We start from the raw sequence: 16,438 nt of genomic DNA, 5'->3' as shown, positions 1-16,438 counted from the left end.
CGGTGTCGGCCTGGTGCCTACCGTTGCAGGATGCCCCGAGACCTCGCTGCGGACCATCCACCCCTGATCGGCGACAGCCGACCCGACCGCGATGGACTCGCGCGTCAGCGGCGGCTCCGGGCCGCCGGAGTCCTGCTGCTCGTCCACGGCGTCCTCATGGAGGTGCTCGTCGCCTGCGCGCTGCCGGTGATGCTCGTGCTCGGGGTGAGCCCGGCGGCCGTTCCCGATGGGATCGAGGTGTTCGCGCTCCCCTATCTGAACGAGAACCTGGCGTTGATGATGGTGATGAGCGGGATCTTCGGGATCCTCCGCACGATCGGTGCGGTCGGCGTCCTCCGGAATCGGGCCTGGGGATTCGAGCTCTCGGTCATCAACAGTGCCGTCACGCTCGTCCTGATGATCTTCATGTTGCCCGCCGGTGTCGCCGACGGGCTCCTCGCCGGTGCGGCGTTGACGCTGCTCCTCATGGCCCGATCCGGCGAGCGCCCGATCCTCCAGGTGCCATGAGGAGTGCCGGCGGCGGGCAGGGGCCAGCGTGGGATTGATGCAGCGGGAGGAGCGGGCCACGCCGGCCCAGTCCCCCGACTGGCGCGTGACCCGCACGATCGCGATGATCGTCGATGCCAGTGCCCCCGATGGCATCGTGCAAGCAGTCCGACTGGCCTCGCCGGACGCCATCCCTCGCGAGTGCGACCCGACCCGGCGCGCGAGCCCTTGGCCCGGCGCCGGTCGATCATCCCCAGCAGGAGCCACCCTGCCATAACTAAGCGGGCCGCACCAGTTAGTCGAAGAGCTCGTCCGATGGATCCCCCGATTTCCCGACCCATGGAACCGGGAGACCGGGACTGGTACCTTCAGAACCCCAACAGGGCCATCGCTTCGTGACGGCCCGATCACAGGCGCAGAGTCGAGGAGATCCGGATGCCGGCTACACGTCGCATTCCGACACAGGAGCGCGGTCAGGCGACACAGCAGGCTGTCGTCGAGGGAGCCGCGAAGGTGTTCGACCGCATCGGATTCGGGAACGCCAGTCTCTCGATGATCGCGGAGGCCTCGGGCGTCTCGCAGGGCTCGATGTACTTTCACTTCAAGTCGAAGGAGCAGATCGCCCTGGCGGTCATCCACGAGCAGCACGCCCGGTCCTTTCCCGTCATGGCGCAGATCAGCGCGCAGTACGACGGGGTCCTCGAGCGACTCATCCGCGCTTCGCGGGCCATCGTCGACCAGCTCGAGCACGACCCGGTCGTCCGCGCCGGCATCCGACTCGCCCTCGATGAAGGCTCGCTCAGCGCACCGGCGGGCGACTTCTACGAGGACTGGATCGCCGGGACCGCACTCGAGCTCGCTTCCGCACTCGACGAGGGCGTGCTGCAAAGCTCCATGAACGCGCCAGACCTGGCGCGGACCCTCATCGGCTTCTTCACGGGGGTGCAGCTCACCGCCCAGGCGACCCTCGGCCGAGGTGATGTCGCCGCGTCGGTCGACCGGATGTGGCGCCTCACGATCGACGCCATCGTTCCCGAAGCCGGTCGAGCCGCCGCGAACCGGATCCGCGAGCAGGCGTTCGAGCAGTAGTGGCCCGCGCTTCACGAGCGTGTCAGCGGCGCACCGCTCGTGTCTGCGGTCGACGGCAGGATGGACGAGTGATCACCGTCCTGTCCGCCCCGACCAATCGGGGCCTCCGACCGCCGCAGCGCGGAAGCGTGCCCGGCGCGGCGAAGGCTCCCGAAGCGCTGCGCGAGGCTGGACTGTTCAGCAGGCTCGCATCGATCGGCGCCCGAGACGGCGGGGTGGTCCTGCCGGGCCGGTATCTCGACGACGACGACGCCCGCGACCCAGGACGCGTGCGCAACCAGGACTCGCTCATCGACCACACCCGACGACTCTCCTCTCGCATCGAGGACGCGTGGTCATCGGGCAGCACTCCGCTCGTCATCGGAGGAGACTGCAGCGTCCTGCTCGCGGCAGGAGTCGCATCGGCGCGACGCGGGCGCATCGGCCTCATCCACGTCGACGGCCACACCGACTTCCGTCACCCGGGCAACAGCGCCGAGTGCGCGAGTGTGGCAGGAGAGGACCTCGCAGCCGCCGTCGGTCTGCACTGGCCGGCGATCGCCGACATCGACGGGCTCGCGCCCTACTTCGAGCCGGCTCGGACATCCCACCTCGGGCATCGCGACGACGACGAACATGCCGAGGAGGCACGTGCCCTGCTCGGCTACGTCGTCGCCGCGTCGGAGCTCGCCTCGGGCGGCCTGGCCGCGGCGACCGCATCCGCTCTCGAAGTGGCGGGTGCCTCGTATTGGGTGCAGATCGACGTCGATGTCCTCGATCCGACCGTGATGCCCGCGGTGGACAGCCGCGATCCCGGCGGCATCGACGCCGCACAGCTCACCGAGCTCATCAGCGTTCTCGCCCCTCGTGCAGCTGGCATCTCGATCACCGTGTTCGACCCCGACCTGGACCGGGACGGCTCGTATGCACGACTCCTCGTGGACATCCTCGCGCGCGGACTCTCTGCAGCCGTGCCGCGCAGCTAGGCTCGCCGCATGCTGCGAAGGGGGAAAGCATGACGGAGGTCGCCGCACCGCTGCTGGAGATGCTGTGGGAGGACGCCGATCCCGCGGAGGTCATCGCCGCACGGTTCGGGCTCGACGACGCCGCTGCGGCAAGCCGCTGGGTCGCCGCAACCGTCGGTGAGCACTGGGGCGTCGAGGTCGACTCGGTCACGCGGGTCGTGATGAGCGGCCACAACGCTCTGGCCTGGATCAGCGCGGCGTCCGGACCGTTCCTCGCGAAGTGGTCCGTCCTCCCGCCGAAGTTCCCTCGGCTCACGGCCCTGACCCAGCTCACCGCCTGGCTCGGTGAACAGGGACTGCCCGTATCGGCGCCCGTGCCCTCCCTCGACGGGCGGTTGCAGGTGGAGACCGGCGAGCGGACCTCGATGAGTCTCCAACACCAGATCACCGGGCTCCTGCTGGACGTCGCGGAACCCCAGCAGGTCCGAGCGGCCGGGGCCGCCCTCGCGAAGCTGCACTCGGCCTTGGCCCACTACCCGGACACCGAGGACATGGGTGCGTTCGCCGGCCCGCCCAAGCCGCTGGCGGAACGGATCACCGACTGGCTGGAGTCCGGTCGTTCGGGTGCACTGACGCCCGCAGCGCGTGAGCAGATGTTCGGGTTCCTCGCCGGTGCGCCGTCCGAGCAGTTGTCCGCGCAGCTCGTCCACGGGGATTTCCGGTCCTCGAACATCCTGTGCACCGGGCACGACATCACGGCGGTCTTGGACTTCGAGGAAGCCCGATTCGACTACCCCATCATGGAGTTGGCCCAATCGGCGGTGATGCTGGGGACCCGTTTCCGAGACTGGGGACCGGTCCCGCCCGACGTCCACACCTGGCTCCGCGAGGGGTACGAATCCGAGCGCCCGCTGACGACGGCGGAGGCCGGCTGGTGGAACCTCCTCGTGCTCTGGTTCTCCTTCCTCCTCGTCCCTCCGAAAGAAGATCCGACCGGATGGGGCCGGGCGGCGCGCGCGCTCCTCCCCGAGATGACCGCCTGACGCGGAGCGTCGACTGACACGTACCGCGGGCCCTGCTGCCGGTGCAGGTTCAGGTGAGGACGGGCAGCGCCCAGCTACTCAGGACCGCACCCGCGGCGAGCACCGCACCAGCCGCACAGACGAGGCCCGCACTGATCCTCCGGGCGAGACCGAGACGGCCGCGCAGCCGTGTGACGGTGTCGACGTACTCCTCCAGCTCCCCCGCGAAACGACGCAGCAGCGCATCGTCGGCAGGCGTTGTCGGAGTAGCGGTCGTCGGCTCGGACAGACGTTCCACCGCGCGCGCACAGGCTGCTATCCGCAGTTGCATCGCTCCCGCGACCTGCTGAACGATGACCCCTCCAGCCAAGATCAACGCCCCGAACGAGGTCACCAGGATCGGCAGCGTTTGCGCCAGTTCCGCCTCCGAGTAGTCGTCGAGCGGACCGACGTACGCCGCGCCCACAACGAAGCCGACGCCCAACACCGCCACGACGACGACCAACGCACCGGGCCAGGTGGCGAGGGGCTCATCGACCAGCTTCCGGAACCGCTGGATGTTCTGCACCTGAGCCATGCATCGAACCTACCGGCGTCAGGAATCCTCGTACAGCGCGGGTCGGATCGTCGGGTATGCCGGGCATCCGTACGGTTACCGCTAGTAACCTGGTACCTCCTAGCGACCGAAGGAGCGCGATGACCTCGAACCCGCCCGTATGGAACGTGATGCTGGACACCTGTCCGTCTCGGACCTCGCTCGCGAGGATCGCGAACAAGTGGACCGCCATGATCGTGATCGCGCTGAGCGAGGGTCCCGCGCGCTTCGGGACGGTCCGGCAGGCGGTCGGCGGGATCAGCGGGAAGGTGCTGGCCAGCACGCTGCGCGACCTCGAGCGCGACGGCATCCTCACGCGAACCGCCTACGACGAGATGCCGCCGCGAGTCGAGTACGAGCTCACACCGCTCGGGCAGACGCTGCGAGAGCCTTTGATGGCGCTGGGTCTGTGGGCCGAGCAGCACATCGAAGAGGTCCTGGGAGCACGAGACGCGTTCGACGACCGACGCGCCGACGAAACGGGTTCGACGCCGGAGTCCGAGAAGCTGCCACGAAGGGGCTTCTGACCCGGCTGGTTACCTTGATGTAACCGGGGCCCGGTGTGCGCTACTGGGCTCATGAACATTCTCGTACACGGCGCCACCGGCGCCCAGGGCGGCCCCGTCGCCGCCAAACTCATCGAACTCGGCCACACCGTCACGGCCGGCGTCCGCAACCCACAGGCGTATTCGGCTGGAAATGCGATCGCTCTCGACCTGGACGACGTCTCCACGCTCACCAAGGCCTACGAGGACGTCGACGGCGTCTTCGTGCACCTGCCGCTCGGTTCGCCCGAGCAGCTGCAGACCTGGGCGAAGACCATCGCCATCGCGATCGGTTCGGCTCGGCCCGCGCGGGTGGTGGTGTCGTCCAGCGGATACCCGGTCGACTTCACAGCCGAGCACCCCAGCGCGATCGTGACGCTCCTCCGTGGACTCGAGGGAAGCGGTGTGTCGACGGCGGTCGTCGCACCACGGTTGTACTTGGAGAACCTGCTGGCTCCGCACATCGTCGGCGCCGTCCGGACCGACGGCGTGCTGCGGTACCCGCTCCGCGAGGACTACGCCGTCTCCTGGTCATCCCACCTCGATGTCGCAGACGTCGCCGCCGGCCTGTTCGCCGACACCGACATCACCGGAGTCATCGATCTCGGCGCGCTACCGGGCCTCGTCGGCGCGGACCTCGCCCGGAGCTTCGGCGAACACCTCGGCCGTGAGGTGCGGTTCGAAGCGCAGAGCCCCGCAGAGATGGGCGCCGAGATGGCCGTCCTGATCGGCGAGGAAGCGATCAAGCCGGTCGTCGCGATGTACACCCACCGCTTGACCCAACCTTCGGACGTGATCGACGAGTCGACCAGCGCTCAGAAGCGACTGGGGATCGCGCCCCGCTCCGTGTCGCAGTGGCTCGCGGATATGGGAGTCTGACCCGCCGCGAGGCCGCCGACCCTGAACTGGCCCCGTCCAGGCGACACTGGACGGGGCCAGCGGACTAGAGTTCAGGCCAGGGGCGAGAGCGCGATGATGCGGAGGACCGGTGAGTTCTGAGACCTTCGTGTTGCTCGCCGTCTCCGTGATGGTCGCCGGGTCGTGCGCGCTGCTGTTCGTCGTCGACAGCCGCCAGTCGCTGTCCGGCCGGTACATCAACCTCTGGCTCACGGCCTCGATGCTTGCCGTGCTCTGCACCGCTTCCTATCTCGCCGCGACGGCGCTGGGGAACCCGCCGCTGGCAGTCGCGTTGGGGAACGGTGCGATGGTCGGGGCCGTCGGGTTCGTCTGGCTGGGCTGCCAGGCGTTCAACGGTCGACGGGTCCGGTTCTGGCAGGTCATCTCCGTGACACTGATCGCGACGATCCTGACGTTCCTCCCCGATCCCCACGCCCCGAACTGGGCGGGTGTCATCCCGAAACTGCTGGGCCTGAGCCTCTTCGCCACGCTGACCGCCGTCGAATCGCGGAAGGGTCTGTTCGGATCGTTCCGCGTGAGCTGGGCGATGACCATCGTGCAGGCCCTCCACGCGTCCTACAGTGCGGCACGGGCTGCGGTCTTCGGCCTCGACGGCCCCGATGGTGGCGTGTTCGAGCGCTACTTCAACACCGAGATCACGACGGTGATCAACCTCGTGTTCGTGGTCGTCACCACCCTGGTCCTGGTGTTCCTGCGGGTCGAAGAGCTCTCGAGTCGGCGTGCGAGCGGAGGCCCCGGTTCGTTCACGACGGCTCGTCGGCTCCAGGCACTCCATCGGGAGCACCCCGGTTCCGTGATCCTCTCCGCCGAGATCGTCGATCTGCCCGTGGTCAAGACCGCCTACGGCGTCGCGCACGCGAACGAGCTGGTGAGCCGGCTCATCGACAGTGTCGTCCAATCGAGTCCGGATGCCCTCGCCGTCGCCAGCACCCGTCGAGGCACGGTCCTGCTCCTGCTGCCGCAACAGGACGAGAACGGGGATCGGGCACTCGACGCGACGATCGAGGACGCCTACTGGAAGCTGTCGGTCGCGCTCGTCGACGGCTACGCGAGCACCCTGCGGATCACCACGCTCTGAGCCATGCCGCGACCACAAGCAGCGCGCCGGCGATCTCACCCCGGCTCCTGAACATCTCCCGCGCGCACCCAACGCGTTCATAGGAGTCGTCGTACCGCAACGCCCGTTCCCACGGTCGGGGGGGGGCGTGAGCGACCCGCCGGCCTGCGTCAGCGGGGGTCGAGGCGGCCGTTCGTGAAGGCGACCGTCGCGGCGGCGATCGTGTCGATCGGCACGTCGATTCCGGCAGAACCGACCTGGAGTCCGAGGTTGCTGATCGTCCGGTGGTGCTTCGGCTTCAGCGTCGACCGCACACCCTCGGTGGTTCCGGTGACGCCGTCGACCATCCGGTAGGTGAGCACGCGGTGCCGCAGCCGTTTGCGCGAGGTGACGGATGAGATCAGGTGCCACGGGAGGAAGATCGAGCCCTGCAGCATCGTCCACTCCATCCCTGCGGCGTCCAGTGTGAGGACGGAGCCGAGCGATGCCCGCTTGCGGGCCGTGCGGATCAGATACACCGTGCCGAACACCAGGTACCCCGTGGTCAGCAGGACCAGACCAGAGGCGAAGAGCGCCGAGCCGAGGCTGGTCTGCGTCATCCCCAGAGCAACCGCTCCGACAGCCGAGAGGACGGCGAGCACGCTGGTAAGCACGATCGTGTTGCGGAACACCCGCCGGATCGCCGGGGCGTCCGTGCCGACGATCAGCGGCGGGAAGGCGTTCGGCGTGTTCGTCATGCCCCGAGTCTGCTGCATGTCGGGCTCAGGGGTTGCTGCGGCGGCGAGTCGCTGTCGCGATGCGAAACGCTGCTCGTCCGGCGGAGCATCGACGCGGCCTGTCACGACGTCGCGGTATCGCGCGAACCCCTCGAACCCACCCGTCAGCCACCTCCTGAGGTCAGCCCCGCTTTCGACCGAGACGATCGCCGTCGGTCCGTCGAAGGTGGGCAGAGCGGCGGCGTCGCGCCCGGGCCCTGGGACGAGCAGATTCGGCGCCCCCTGCGGATTGACGATCACCAGATTGCCGGCGACACACAGCTCGAAGATGAAGTCGCACTCCTGCGCGGAAAGCGTCGCATGCCAGATCCCACCAGTGACCGGCCCCTCCTGATCGAGCGGATCAAGGTACAGGTCGGAGGAGGATCCGTCGAAGGAGAAGCGGTGGGGGGCGATAGCATGGCTCGCGTCGTCGACAGGTTCCGATGCCACCGCGGTGTGCCTCTCCAGGAAGTCCGCGAGCCCCGCGCGGTCCGCGTCCACGACCTCATCTCGGGTGAGATTCATGAAATACAGCGAGAAGCCCATACCGGCACGATAACGGACCCGAGAGTCGGGCGGCGGGCTCGATCGTGATCCATACTGGGGCGATGACGGCAGGTACGGCTCCCACCTGGGCCCTGGAGCGCGGGGTCTTCAGTAGCGGCGACGAGACGCTCCGAGCGGCGATCGTCCGTTCAGGCGGGACGATCCTGGAATGGAATGACGCCTGGCTGGCGGACGGCCGGCTTCCGGACGTTCCGGGGGCAGTGGTCTTCCACGGCTCCCTGGCGAACGCGGACTGGATCGTCCGAGAGACCGACTGGCGACCTGGCGCCTTCTGCGCGACCGGCCGGTTCGCGTGCTCGAGCTGGCACCCTGCCGTGCGTGAGCTGCTCCTGACACCGACCTCGGTGCTGACCACGGTCTCGGAACTCGTTGCGACGGGCGCACCCGAATCCTTCGGTGACCGCGTGTTCGTTCGTCCCGACAGTGCGCTGAAGCCGTTCAGTGGCCGCGTCCTCGAGCGCGCATCGATCACCTTGGAGTCCCTCGACCACGGCTTCTACTACGACGACGCGGACCTCCCCGTCATCGTCTCCCCCGTGGTCGAGGTGCGCGACGAATGGCGTCTGGTGGTCATCGACGGAGCGGTCGTCGCCGGCAGCGGGTACGCCGCCGACGGGCGAACGGCCGGGGCACCGCTCGGTGCAGACCATCCCGCGTGGGTGTTCGGTGCGGGCGTCCTCGAGTCCCTTCCGCTCCCTGAACCGGCGTTCATCATGGACGTCGGCGAGGGCCCGGACGGCCTGCGGCTGGTCGAACTCAACCCGTTCAGCGGTGCCGACTTCTACAGCTGCGACCCGGACGCCATCGTCCACGCCGTCAACCGCCTGCTCAGCGCAGCCGATTGAGGCGGAGTTCCAGGTCTCGCTAGACGAGTTCCAGAACGGCGGTCGAGCCGAGCACCATGCCGATGGCCGCTTCGGTCTTCGCGTCGTCGGTGTACGCGCCCAGCCGGATGTCTCGGCGACCACCGCTCATGAAGGTGAGTTCCACGAAGACGGTCTCGACGGCCTCTGAGCCCTCGACGTCCTCGTCCCGGTACAGCTTGGTCTCCCACGAGACGCTCACGATGCTCTCGGTGTTGAAGAATTCCCGCTTCTTCCCGGTGCCGACGTCAGCAAGGAACCATGCCATGTTTGTCCCACATTCTCCGGCCGAAAATCGACCAAGGATCGTATTCTACCGGCGATGTCGACGCGAACGGATTCGGACGGGTCGTCCGCCGGACTCCGCGTCCGGCTGGAGCGCGGCGCAACGGCTACGGACGGATCAGCACCTTGAGTGCCTCACGGGAGTCCATGAGGCGGTAGGCCTCGGCGATCTCGGAGAGGGGCAGCTCACGATCGAAGACCTTGCCGGGTGTGATCGTCCCGTCGAGGACCTGCGGCAACGCAGCTTCGATGTAGGCGCGGACGGTCGCCGGGCCGCCGGTCAGGGTCACGTTCTTCCCGAACAGCGACGAGAACCCGATGGGCGCGTCCTCGTACTGCGGGACCCCGACGCGCGAGATCGTTCCGCCGGGGCGCACGACGCCGTAGGCCTGCTCGTACGCCGGCAGGTGTCCGACGGCTTCGAGCACGACGTGCGCGCCCTCCCCGCCGGTGAGCTCGAGCACCCTCTGGACACCCGCGTCGCCCCGTTCGGCAACGACGTGGGTGGCGCCGAACTCTCGGCCGAGGTCGGTGCGGGCCTCGTGACGGCCCATCAGGATGATCGTCTCGGCGCCCAGTTGGCTCGAGGCGAGGACGGCGGACAGGCCGACGGCGCCGTCGCCGATGACGACGACGGTCTTGCCGGCCTCGACCCCGCCCGTGTGTGAGGCGTGGTACCCGGTGAGGTACACGTCCGAGAGCGTCAGGAGTGAGGGCATCAACGCCTCATCCGTCCCCGCTGGGATGACGACCGCGGTGCCGTCGGCCTGGGGCACCAGCAGCTGCTCGGCCTGGGTCGCGGATGACGCGCCGTCGAAGAACCCGCCGTGCACGCACGAGGTGGTCACGCCGTCACGGCAGAACGCGCACGTGTTGTCCGACCAGGCGAACGGGACGATCACGGTGTCCCCGACGGCGAGGCGTTCGACGGCATCGCCGACCTGCTCGACGACGCCGATCGCCTCGTGTCCCATCCGGCGTCCTTCAGGGGTCTCCTCGAGGGAGTGGTACGGGTGCAGGTCGGAGCCGCACACGCAGGCGTAGGTGACGCGGATGATCGCGTCCGTCGGATGCTGGATCGAGGGCTCGGGGACGTCTTCGACGCGGACGTCGCCGGCGTTGTACATCAGGGTTGCTCGCATGAGCGTTCCTCTCGTGTCGGTCGTGCAGTGTGGTGCGGTGCAGTGTGGTGCGGTGTGATCGCGCTTCAGCGGTTGTCGTACTCGGCGTCGGTGACGTGATCGCCCCAGTGGGCACTGTCGTCGCCGTCGGGGGTCTCCCAGAGCGCGAGGTGGGTCATGAAACTGTCGGGTGCTGCGCCGTGCCAGTGCTCCTCACCGGGAGGCGTGTACACGGTCTGTCCTGCGCGGACCTCGATCACGTCGCCGCCGCGCGCCTGCACGAGCGCGGTGCCCTCCATGATGCGGAGCGTCTGGCCGAGCGGGTGGGAGTGCCAGGCGGTGCGAGCTCCGGGGCTGAACCGGACCAGGCCGGCGCTCAACCGTTGGCCTTCGTCCTGCGGAGCGACGACGGGGTCGAGCCACACGTCGCCGGTGAACCACTCGGGAGGATTCTTCACCGTGGGGGTCGTGGGGAGGATGCGCATGATCGTCCTTTCTCTGGATGGGTCGTGGCGATGGCGACGGTGGACGGTGAGCCCTGCCCGGTCCACCGGACGGAGGCGCCCGAACGTCACATCACGAGTGAAACGCGATCTCGCGCAAGCAGGGAGTCTCTCTCGAACGGTGTACTGCCAGTGCATCCCACACCCGCACGGACCGCCGTACGGTGGGTGGCATGGACAACAAGGCCGAGGTACGTGAGTTCCTCATGTCACGGCGCGCGCGGCTCTCGCCCGCGGATGTCGGACTCACCGCCGGTGCGAACCGCCGCGTGGCAGGACTGCGCCGATCAGAGGTCGCGATGCTCGCCGACCTGAGCGTCGAGTACTACGCCAAGCTCGAGCGCGGTGACATCGCGGGCGCATCCGCCGCCGTGCTGGAGTCGCTCGCCCGGGCGCTGCTCCTGGACGAGACGGAGCGGATGCATCTGCTCGATCTCGCACGTGCGGCCGACGGCATCCCGACATCCGGCCGCCACCGGCGTCGTGCCAACGCCCAGCAGCCCTCCCGCGTCGCGTTGCAACGCACGCTCGACGCGATCACCGGCGGCCCGGCGTTCGTCCGGGACCGTCACCAGAACCTCGTGGCGACGAACCCGCTCGGCGCTGCGTTCTACTCGCCGGTCATCGGAGCCGGCGGGAGGATCCCGAACCTGGCGCGATTCCAGTTCCTCGACCCGGCCGCGCGCGACTTCTACCCCGACTGGGAACTGTTCGCTCAGATGTGCGTCGGCATCATGCGGGTCGAGGCCGGCCGGGATCCACACGACCGCACCCTGCAGGATCTGGTCGGTGAACTGACCACCCGCAGCGAGACGTTCGCCCGACTCTGGACGGCGCACGACGTCCGTACACACGGATCCGGCACCAAACGGTTCCACCATCCCATCGTGGGACAACTCACGCTCACCTACGAGGAACTCGCCGTCACGGCCGAGGACGGGCTCAGCCTCCTCGTCTACACCGCCGAACCCGGGTCTCCATCCGCCGAGCGCCTCCAGCTCCTGGCGAACTGGGCATCCGAGGCCGCGATCACGGAGCACTCATGACCCTCACGGAACTGCTCGCCGCCCTGAACGCCGGCGAGACCATCGCAGGCGGTTCTCCCGGGCACGCGGTCATGCACGACACCAGCCAGGAAGCCCTCCGGATCGCGGGCGAACTCAACGCCGGGTATCACCCACCCGCCCGGGTGAGGGAGCTGCTGGCCGAGCTGACCGGCCGTCCCGTCGATGAGACGGTGACGTTGTTCCCTCCGTTCACCGCCGACTTCGGCAAGAACATCCGACTCGGCGCCCGGGTTTTCATCAACTCCGGATGCCGCTTCCAAGATCAGGGCGGCATCTCGATCGGCGACGACTGCCTGATCGGGCACAACGCCGTCATCGCCACGCTCCAGCACGGCATGCAGCCCAGCAGGCGGGCCGACCTCATCCCCTCCCCCGTCGTGATCGGGCGGAACGTCTGGCTTGGAGCCAACGTCACCGTCCTCCCCGGGGTCACGATCGGTGACGACTCCGTCATCGGCGCCGGCTCGGTCGTCACGAAGGACATCCCCGCTGGGGTGATCGCCGTCGGCTCCCCCGCGCGCGTCGTCCGCGCCCTCGACGATTAGCCGGCGTCGACCGGTTTCGGGGCGTCCACTCCCGCGGCCGGGCATGCGGCCACCTCAGACCGCGAAGTCGCTCGGCCACCCGTGATCGGCCAGGGACCGGCGGACACGTTCCACGTCCTCGTCGCTCGGCAGCTCTGCGGTGACCTGGGCGATCGCCGTGGCGACGTCGACCCGGCTGAGCGAGGGATCACCCTCCGCCGCGAGGCGCGCACCCACCTCGGCGACCTCGGCGTCACTCAGCCGCCGGCGGAGGAGCGCCACGAGGGGGACGAAGTCCTGCTCCGGCAACCCTGCGGGGTATCCGGCTCGGAGCCAACGCACGATGCGGGCGACCAGCCCTCCGCGCTCCCCGAGCAGGTTCGCGCGATCTCCGCCGGCGTCGGTGTGATCGGCCGCTTCCGCACGGACGTCGTCCGGGCTGCCGAGCGGCCACCCCGCGCTCGCGAGCCGGGCAGAGACCCGGACGAGGTCCTCCGGGAGCGCCGGTCCGAGGAGGAGCTGTTCGACCCGCGCCCGCAGCCGATCGTGGCCGACCGGCTCGCCTGAGGCATCCGCGTTCTCGGCCTCGACGATCAGGCCGCCGACGACCTGGTCCAGCTCCTCGGGGGTGAGGCTCCGTCGAAGGATGCCGAGCAGCGGCACGTAGTCGTGCTCGGGCACGCCCGTCGGGTATCCGGCGCGGAGCCAGCCGACGACCCGCGCCACCACGCCGGACCCACCGTTCGCGACCTCGACGCCGGTCGCGTCTCCGCCGTTCTGCTCCGACATGCTCAGCCCTTCGGGGTGAAGGTCGGGAACACGTGGTCGAAGCTGACCTCCTGCCCGAAACCGGTGGCGACGATGATCGTGAGTCCGACCAGCACCGCCGCGACGACGACGGCGAAGCACAGGACGCCGATCGCGCGGAGCAGCGCCGGCGGAAGCGCGGGCGTGCCGGATCCGCTCCGGTCTGCGGAACCGGCGCCTCCGGCGACCGCGAACGACCGGACACCCACGGCGAACAGGGTGGGAAGACCCGCGCCGAGCACGAGGGCGATGACGGCCACCTGGGCGGCGGCTTCGAGGAAGAGCATGAACATGTCCGACGTCCTTACGCTGCGGTCTGCTGCGACGAGCGGGCTGGGGCGTCCTGCCAGTCGTCGTTCACGTTGTGGGATCCGATGCTGTCGCGGCGGGATCGGAGGTAGATGAAGAGCGCGACGCCGGCGAGGATCGCGACCATGAGGATTCCGCCGATCGCGCCGCCCACGAGGTGCCCGACCCACCACATCACCGCACCCATGAGCGCGGCTGCCGGCAGCGTGATGACCCAGGCGACGACCATCCGGAGGGCCACCCGCCAGCGCACCTGCGCCCCCGGTCGGCCGACCCCGGAACCGAGGATCGATCCGGTCGCGACGTGGGTGGTGCTGAGCGCGAAGCCGAGGTGGCTCGAGGCGAGGATGACGGCGGCGGAGGAGCTCTCGGCGGCCATGCCCTGCGGGGTGTTCAACTCCACGATGCCCTTGCCGACGGTGCGGATGATCCGCCACCCGCCGATGTAGGTGCCGAGCGAGATCGCCAGGGCGCACGCGAGCTTCACCCACAGCGGAACCGACTCGGTGTCGTCCCAACCGCCGGCCGCGATGAGCGCGAGGGTGATGACGCCCATCGTCTTCTGTGCGTCGTTCGTGCCGTGGGCGAGCGAGACGAGCGACGCGCTGCCGATCTGCCCGATCCGGAACCCGCGGTGGAGACGCCCCTGAGCGATGTTGCCGATGACGCGGAAGACGAGCCAGGTACCGATCGCGGCCACTGCGCCGGCGAGCACGGGCGACATGAGCGCCGGGAGGATGACCTTGCCGACGACGCCGTCGAGCTTCGAGCCGTCACCGGCCCAGTTCACGCCGTTCAGGCCGAGGCCCGCGAGCGTCGAGCCGATGAGACCGCCGAAGAGCGCGTGCGAGGAGCTCGACGGCAGCCCGAGGAGCCAGGTGAGCAGGTTCCAGATGATGCCACCGATGAGCCCGGCGAGCACGATGAGCAGGAGCGCCGAGCCGCCTCCTTCGAGGAGCGCCGGGTCGGGAGCGCCCGACGAGTCCTGGATCTTGACGACCGCGTTCGTGACGGTGAGCGCGACCTCGATGCTCAGGAACGCGCCCACGAGGTTCAGCACCGCCGAGAGGGTGACCGCGACCTTCGGCGGCAGCGCGCCGGTGGCGATGGAGGTCGCCATCGCGTTCGCGGTGTCGTGGAATCCGTTGGTGAAGTCGAAGGCGAGTGCCGTGATCACGACGAGCGAGAGCAGGATGATGGGGTCCACGGCGACGAGCTTGCTCCTCGATCGCTGGATCGACAACGGGTGCTCGGGCGGATTCACCCACTGTTCACGTTTCGTGGAAGCCGTCGGCGGCACGCGGCGGAAAGCGACGCCTACCGAGCTGTGTCGCTCGTCAGTCCACTGGCTGTCCCTTCTCCGGTGCTGAGCGCGACAAGGTCCACTACCGTGGTCGCATGAAAGCACGAGCGGTGACCGTGGGAATGCCCGTCCGTGACCTGACGCAGGCGATCAGTTGGTATCGAGCTGCTTTCGACCTCGGCGAGCCGGACCAGCTCCCGATGGACAACCTCGCCGAGTTCGATCTCGGAGCGTTCTGGCTGCAGTTGGCTGAGGATCCTGAGCTGGCCGGCCGACAAGGCATCTCCGTCAACATCAGTGTCGTGGACGCCGCCGCGGAACGTCAGAACCTGCTGTCTCGCGGCCTGGCCGTGACCGAGGTGCAACGATTCGAGGGTGTCGTCGAGTTCTTCGCGTTGACCGATCTCGACGGCAACACGATCGGTTTCGTCACCGAGCTCGGCTGATCACGCGGCGCAGTCGAACGCGAGCGCCGTGATCACCCGGGCGCGCAGGCTGATGCGGCCCGCGGCGACGAGGTGGGACCCGACCTCAGCGACCGACCAGACCGGCCGACCAGAGGACGAGATTCACGAGGATCGCGACGACTCCCACGACGAGGACGACGGCTGTCCAGAACATCACGATGCGGAGCAGCCGAGTCTGAGGCGATTCGCCGGGTCGATTCCAAGGTGCGGGAGCCATGGAGAAACCCTAGCGTTCGGTCGGCGACGCCGTCCACAACACCCCGGATGTGCGCTTCTCCTGGTGTGGTCTTCGGCATCGCCGCGGCCACCACGTCGACGGTGAGCGCCCGCACGCCTTGACCGGGCCCGAGGGCCGCGGACCGTGCTCAGCTGTGCGTCGTGTTCGCCCGCATCTCCTCGACGGTCATCTCCGGTGCACCGCCGGCGGCCGCCGCAGGGTCCATCCAGACGAAGTCCCAGTGGTGGCCGTCGAGGTCGTCGAAGCTCTTCGAATACATGAAGCCATGGTCCTGCTCGCCGGCAGGTGTCGCCCCGCTCGCGATGGCCTTCTCGAAGATCGAGTCGACGTCGCCTCTGCTCTCGGCACTGAGCGCGAGCTGCACCTCGGTCGAGGTGGTGGCGTCGATGATCGTCTTGCTCGTGAACTCCGCGAAGAACTCCCGCGTCAGCAGCATCGCCGTGATCGTGTCGCTGATGACCACGCTCACCGCGTTCTCGTCGCTGAACCCCTCGTTGATCGAGTACCCGAGTGCCTCGAAGAACGCCCGTGACCGGGCCAGATCGTTGACGGGCAGGTTGACGAAGATCATGGTGGGCATCAGGGCCATCTCCTTCGATGGTGCCGGCGGCCCGGTGCCGTCGATCGTGTCTGAATCCTGGCGAGGGTGGCGGACGACGTCAAGAGGGACTTGAGGAGAGACGGTCGGGTTGCTGACCTGATGCGTTCGCGTCAGTCTTTCCGCCGCCGGAGGATGCTCCACCAGACGAGCCCGGCGAGGCCGATCGCGAGGTACACCGCGCTGAGGATGTAGCCTCCGGCACTGCCTCCGCCCATGGCTGTGGTGACCGAGACGAGGAAGGCTGCGAGCAGTCCGAGGACGGTGATCCATGCTGCGATCCGGCGCTGTATCGTGCGCCTGTGTGCGGTGGTCATGGATGGCCTTTCCGGTGCGCGTTCGAGCGTGATTCCCATGGGGAGGCTGCAACGC

Annotated in this window: 22 protein-coding genes; 11 read left to right on the top strand and 11 right to left on the bottom strand. The window is 68.6% G+C overall.

All coding sequences use genetic code 11. The annotated features are described in order from the left end of the window. Window positions 1–30: 30 nt before the first annotated feature. The 4 genes from QRN27_RS12880 to QRN27_RS12865 all read left to right on the top strand — a co-directional run bounded on the left by QRN27_RS12880 (window position 31) and on the right by QRN27_RS12865 (window position 3,562). Window positions 31–507, top strand: coding sequence for a hypothetical protein (locus tag QRN27_RS12880; RefSeq protein ID WP_285042564.1), 477 nt, complete (start codon window positions 31–33; stop codon window positions 505–507). 414 nt (window positions 508–921) lie between these two features. After that, window positions 922–1,575 (top strand): ScbR family autoregulator-binding transcription factor, encoded by a 654-nt coding sequence (locus QRN27_RS12875; RefSeq protein WP_285042563.1) that lies wholly within the window; start codon window positions 922–924, stop codon window positions 1,573–1,575. 68 nt (window positions 1,576–1,643) lie between these two features. Next, on the top strand, window positions 1,644–2,540 hold the full coding sequence (locus QRN27_RS12870) for an arginase family protein (RefSeq protein ID WP_285042562.1): 897 nt from the start codon (window positions 1,644–1,646) through the stop codon (window positions 2,538–2,540). Window positions 2,541–2,569: 29 nt separating this feature from the next. After that, window positions 2,570–3,562 (top strand): phosphotransferase, encoded by a 993-nt coding sequence (locus QRN27_RS12865; RefSeq protein ID WP_285042561.1) that lies wholly within the window; start codon window positions 2,570–2,572, stop codon window positions 3,560–3,562. A gap of 49 nt (window positions 3,563–3,611) precedes the next feature. Here QRN27_RS12865 and QRN27_RS12860 read toward each other — a convergent pair whose 3' ends face one another. Beyond that, the gene (locus tag QRN27_RS12860; protein ID WP_285042560.1) at window positions 3,612–4,118 is read right to left on the bottom strand and encodes a hypothetical protein; all 507 of its coding nucleotides are present in this window, start codon (window positions 4,116–4,118) and stop codon (window positions 3,612–3,614) included. 119 nt (window positions 4,119–4,237) lie between these two features. Between QRN27_RS12860 and QRN27_RS12855 the strand changes: the two genes are divergently transcribed. The 3 genes from QRN27_RS12855 (at window position 4,238) to QRN27_RS12845 (ending at window position 6,677) form a co-directional block, all read left to right on the top strand. Beyond that, a complete protein-coding gene (locus QRN27_RS12855; protein ID WP_285042559.1) occupies window positions 4,238–4,663 on the top strand; it encodes a winged helix-turn-helix transcriptional regulator in 426 nt (141 codons plus the stop codon). A gap of 51 nt (window positions 4,664–4,714) precedes the next feature. Then, entirely contained in the window at window positions 4,715–5,560 is an 846-nt protein-coding gene (locus tag QRN27_RS12850; protein ID WP_285042558.1) for an NmrA family NAD(P)-binding protein, read from the top strand. Window positions 5,561–5,669: 109 nt separating this feature from the next. Further along, complete coding sequence (locus QRN27_RS12845) at window positions 5,670–6,677, top strand: hypothetical protein (protein ID WP_285042557.1); 1,008 nt, start codon at window positions 5,670–5,672, stop codon at window positions 6,675–6,677. A 149-nt stretch (window positions 6,678–6,826) separates the two neighbouring features. On the opposite strand, the gene QRN27_RS12840 is transcribed toward QRN27_RS12845, so the two are convergent. After that, window positions 6,827–7,939 carry a hypothetical protein gene (locus QRN27_RS12840; protein ID WP_285042556.1) on the bottom strand — a complete coding sequence of 371 codons (1,113 nt, stop codon included), beginning with the start codon at window positions 7,937–7,939 and terminating at the stop codon, window positions 6,827–6,829. Window positions 7,940–8,022: 83 nt separating this feature from the next. Between QRN27_RS12840 and QRN27_RS12835 the strand changes: the two genes are divergently transcribed. Then, window positions 8,023–8,826, top strand: a complete 804-nt coding sequence (locus tag QRN27_RS12835) for an ATP-grasp domain-containing protein (RefSeq protein ID WP_285042555.1) — start codon at window positions 8,023–8,025, stop codon at window positions 8,824–8,826. A 19-nt stretch (window positions 8,827–8,845) separates the two neighbouring features. Here the strand turns inward: QRN27_RS12835 and QRN27_RS12830 are convergent, their stop codons facing one another. From QRN27_RS12830 to QRN27_RS12820, 3 genes are all read right to left on the bottom strand, one after another. Continuing rightward, a complete protein-coding gene (locus tag QRN27_RS12830; RefSeq protein ID WP_285042554.1) occupies window positions 8,846–9,112 on the bottom strand; it encodes a hypothetical protein in 267 nt (88 codons plus the stop codon). Window positions 9,113–9,236: 124 nt separating this feature from the next. Continuing rightward, entirely contained in the window at window positions 9,237–10,271 is a 1,035-nt protein-coding gene (locus QRN27_RS12825) for a zinc-binding dehydrogenase (RefSeq protein WP_285042553.1), read from the bottom strand. Window positions 10,272–10,336: 65 nt separating this feature from the next. Then, window positions 10,337–10,735: a (R)-mandelonitrile lyase gene (locus QRN27_RS12820; RefSeq protein ID WP_285042552.1), complete on the bottom strand. Its 399-nt coding sequence runs from the start codon at window positions 10,733–10,735 to the stop codon at window positions 10,337–10,339. Between the two features lie 191 nt (window positions 10,736–10,926). Here QRN27_RS12820 and QRN27_RS12815 point away from each other — a divergent pair, with 191 nt between their 5' ends. Further along, entirely contained in the window at window positions 10,927–11,799 is an 873-nt protein-coding gene (locus QRN27_RS12815) for a helix-turn-helix domain-containing protein (RefSeq protein WP_285042551.1), read from the top strand. Beyond that, entirely contained in the window at window positions 11,796–12,365 is a 570-nt protein-coding gene (locus QRN27_RS12810) for a sugar O-acetyltransferase (protein ID WP_285042550.1), read from the top strand. The genes QRN27_RS12815 and QRN27_RS12810 overlap by 4 nt, the downstream gene beginning before the upstream one ends. Window positions 12,366–12,419: 54 nt before the next feature. On the opposite strand, the gene QRN27_RS12805 is transcribed toward QRN27_RS12810, so the two are convergent. The 3 genes from QRN27_RS12805 to QRN27_RS12795 are packed head-to-tail and all read right to left on the bottom strand — an operon-like array spanning window position 12,420 to window position 14,667. Continuing rightward, entirely contained in the window at window positions 12,420–13,133 is a 714-nt protein-coding gene (locus tag QRN27_RS12805) for a DUF3349 domain-containing protein (protein WP_285037358.1), read from the bottom strand. 2 nt (window positions 13,134–13,135) lie between these two features. Then, window positions 13,136–13,444 (bottom strand): hypothetical protein, encoded by a 309-nt coding sequence (locus QRN27_RS12800; protein ID WP_056013265.1) that lies wholly within the window; start codon window positions 13,442–13,444, stop codon window positions 13,136–13,138. Window positions 13,445–13,455: 11 nt separating this feature from the next. Further along, entirely contained in the window at window positions 13,456–14,667 is a 1,212-nt protein-coding gene (locus QRN27_RS12795; RefSeq protein ID WP_056013532.1) for an inorganic phosphate transporter, read from the bottom strand. Between the two features lie 191 nt (window positions 14,668–14,858). Between QRN27_RS12795 and QRN27_RS12790 the strand changes: the two genes are divergently transcribed. After that, the gene (locus QRN27_RS12790) at window positions 14,859–15,209 is read left to right on the top strand and encodes a VOC family protein (RefSeq protein WP_157580503.1); all 351 of its coding nucleotides are present in this window, start codon (window positions 14,859–14,861) and stop codon (window positions 15,207–15,209) included. 85 nt (window positions 15,210–15,294) lie between these two features. Here QRN27_RS12790 and QRN27_RS12785 read toward each other — a convergent pair whose 3' ends face one another. From QRN27_RS12785 to QRN27_RS12775, 3 genes are all read right to left on the bottom strand, one after another. Further along, complete coding sequence (locus QRN27_RS12785) at window positions 15,295–15,447, bottom strand: DUF2474 domain-containing protein (protein WP_157580506.1); 153 nt, start codon at window positions 15,445–15,447, stop codon at window positions 15,295–15,297. A gap of 148 nt (window positions 15,448–15,595) precedes the next feature. Further along, window positions 15,596–16,048, bottom strand: a complete 453-nt coding sequence (locus tag QRN27_RS12780) for a VOC family protein (RefSeq protein WP_285042549.1) — start codon at window positions 16,046–16,048, stop codon at window positions 15,596–15,598. A 131-nt stretch (window positions 16,049–16,179) separates the two neighbouring features. Continuing rightward, window positions 16,180–16,383 (bottom strand): hypothetical protein, encoded by a 204-nt coding sequence (locus tag QRN27_RS12775; RefSeq protein WP_285042548.1) that lies wholly within the window; start codon window positions 16,381–16,383, stop codon window positions 16,180–16,182. Between the last annotated feature and the right edge of the window lie 55 nt (window positions 16,384–16,438).

The sequence above is a fragment of the Plantibacter sp. LMC-P-059a genome, from assembly GCF_030209505.1.
Classification (GTDB): domain Bacteria; phylum Actinomycetota; class Actinomycetes; order Actinomycetales; family Microbacteriaceae; genus Plantibacter.
This window is presented reverse-complemented; position numbering and strand designations above follow the sequence as displayed.

Excerpts from the sequence above, each read along its gene's own strand:
- QRN27_RS12780 (WP_285042549.1), bottom strand. The coding sequence starts at position 16,048 with ATGCCCACCATGATCTTCGTCAACCTGCCCGTCAACGATCTGGCCCGG.
- QRN27_RS12880 (WP_285042564.1), top strand. The coding sequence starts at position 31 with ATGCCCCGAGACCTCGCTGCGGACCATCCACCCCTGATCGGCGACAGC.
- QRN27_RS12810 (WP_285042550.1), top strand. The coding sequence starts at position 11,796 with ATGACCCTCACGGAACTGCTCGCCGCCCTGAACGCCGGCGAGACCATC.
- QRN27_RS12875 (WP_285042563.1), top strand. The coding sequence starts at position 922 with ATGCCGGCTACACGTCGCATTCCGACACAGGAGCGCGGTCAGGCGACA.
- QRN27_RS12785 (WP_157580506.1), bottom strand. The coding sequence starts at position 15,447 with ATGGCTCCCGCACCTTGGAATCGACCCGGCGAATCGCCTCAGACTCGG.
- QRN27_RS12830 (WP_285042554.1), bottom strand. The coding sequence starts at position 9,112 with ATGGCATGGTTCCTTGCTGACGTCGGCACCGGGAAGAAGCGGGAATTC.
- QRN27_RS12850 (WP_285042558.1), top strand. The coding sequence starts at position 4,715 with ATGAACATTCTCGTACACGGCGCCACCGGCGCCCAGGGCGGCCCCGTC.
- QRN27_RS12820 (WP_285042552.1), bottom strand. The coding sequence starts at position 10,735 with ATGCGCATCCTCCCCACGACCCCCACGGTGAAGAATCCTCCCGAGTGG.
- QRN27_RS12790 (WP_157580503.1), top strand. The coding sequence starts at position 14,859 with ATGAAAGCACGAGCGGTGACCGTGGGAATGCCCGTCCGTGACCTGACG.
- QRN27_RS12860 (WP_285042560.1), bottom strand. The coding sequence starts at position 4,118 with ATGGCTCAGGTGCAGAACATCCAGCGGTTCCGGAAGCTGGTCGATGAG.
- QRN27_RS12840 (WP_285042556.1), bottom strand. The coding sequence starts at position 7,939 with ATGAATCTCACCCGAGATGAGGTCGTGGACGCGGACCGCGCGGGGCTC.
- QRN27_RS12805 (WP_285037358.1), bottom strand. The coding sequence starts at position 13,133 with ATGTCGGAGCAGAACGGCGGAGACGCGACCGGCGTCGAGGTCGCGAAC.
- QRN27_RS12815 (WP_285042551.1), top strand. The coding sequence starts at position 10,927 with ATGGACAACAAGGCCGAGGTACGTGAGTTCCTCATGTCACGGCGCGCG.
- QRN27_RS12825 (WP_285042553.1), bottom strand. The coding sequence starts at position 10,271 with ATGCGAGCAACCCTGATGTACAACGCCGGCGACGTCCGCGTCGAAGAC.
- QRN27_RS12855 (WP_285042559.1), top strand. The coding sequence starts at position 4,238 with ATGACCTCGAACCCGCCCGTATGGAACGTGATGCTGGACACCTGTCCG.
- QRN27_RS12835 (WP_285042555.1), top strand. The coding sequence starts at position 8,023 with ATGACGGCAGGTACGGCTCCCACCTGGGCCCTGGAGCGCGGGGTCTTC.
- QRN27_RS12865 (WP_285042561.1), top strand. The coding sequence starts at position 2,570 with ATGACGGAGGTCGCCGCACCGCTGCTGGAGATGCTGTGGGAGGACGCC.
- QRN27_RS12800 (WP_056013265.1), bottom strand. The coding sequence starts at position 13,444 with ATGTTCATGCTCTTCCTCGAAGCCGCCGCCCAGGTGGCCGTCATCGCC.
- QRN27_RS12775 (WP_285042548.1), bottom strand. The coding sequence starts at position 16,383 with ATGACCACCGCACACAGGCGCACGATACAGCGCCGGATCGCAGCATGG.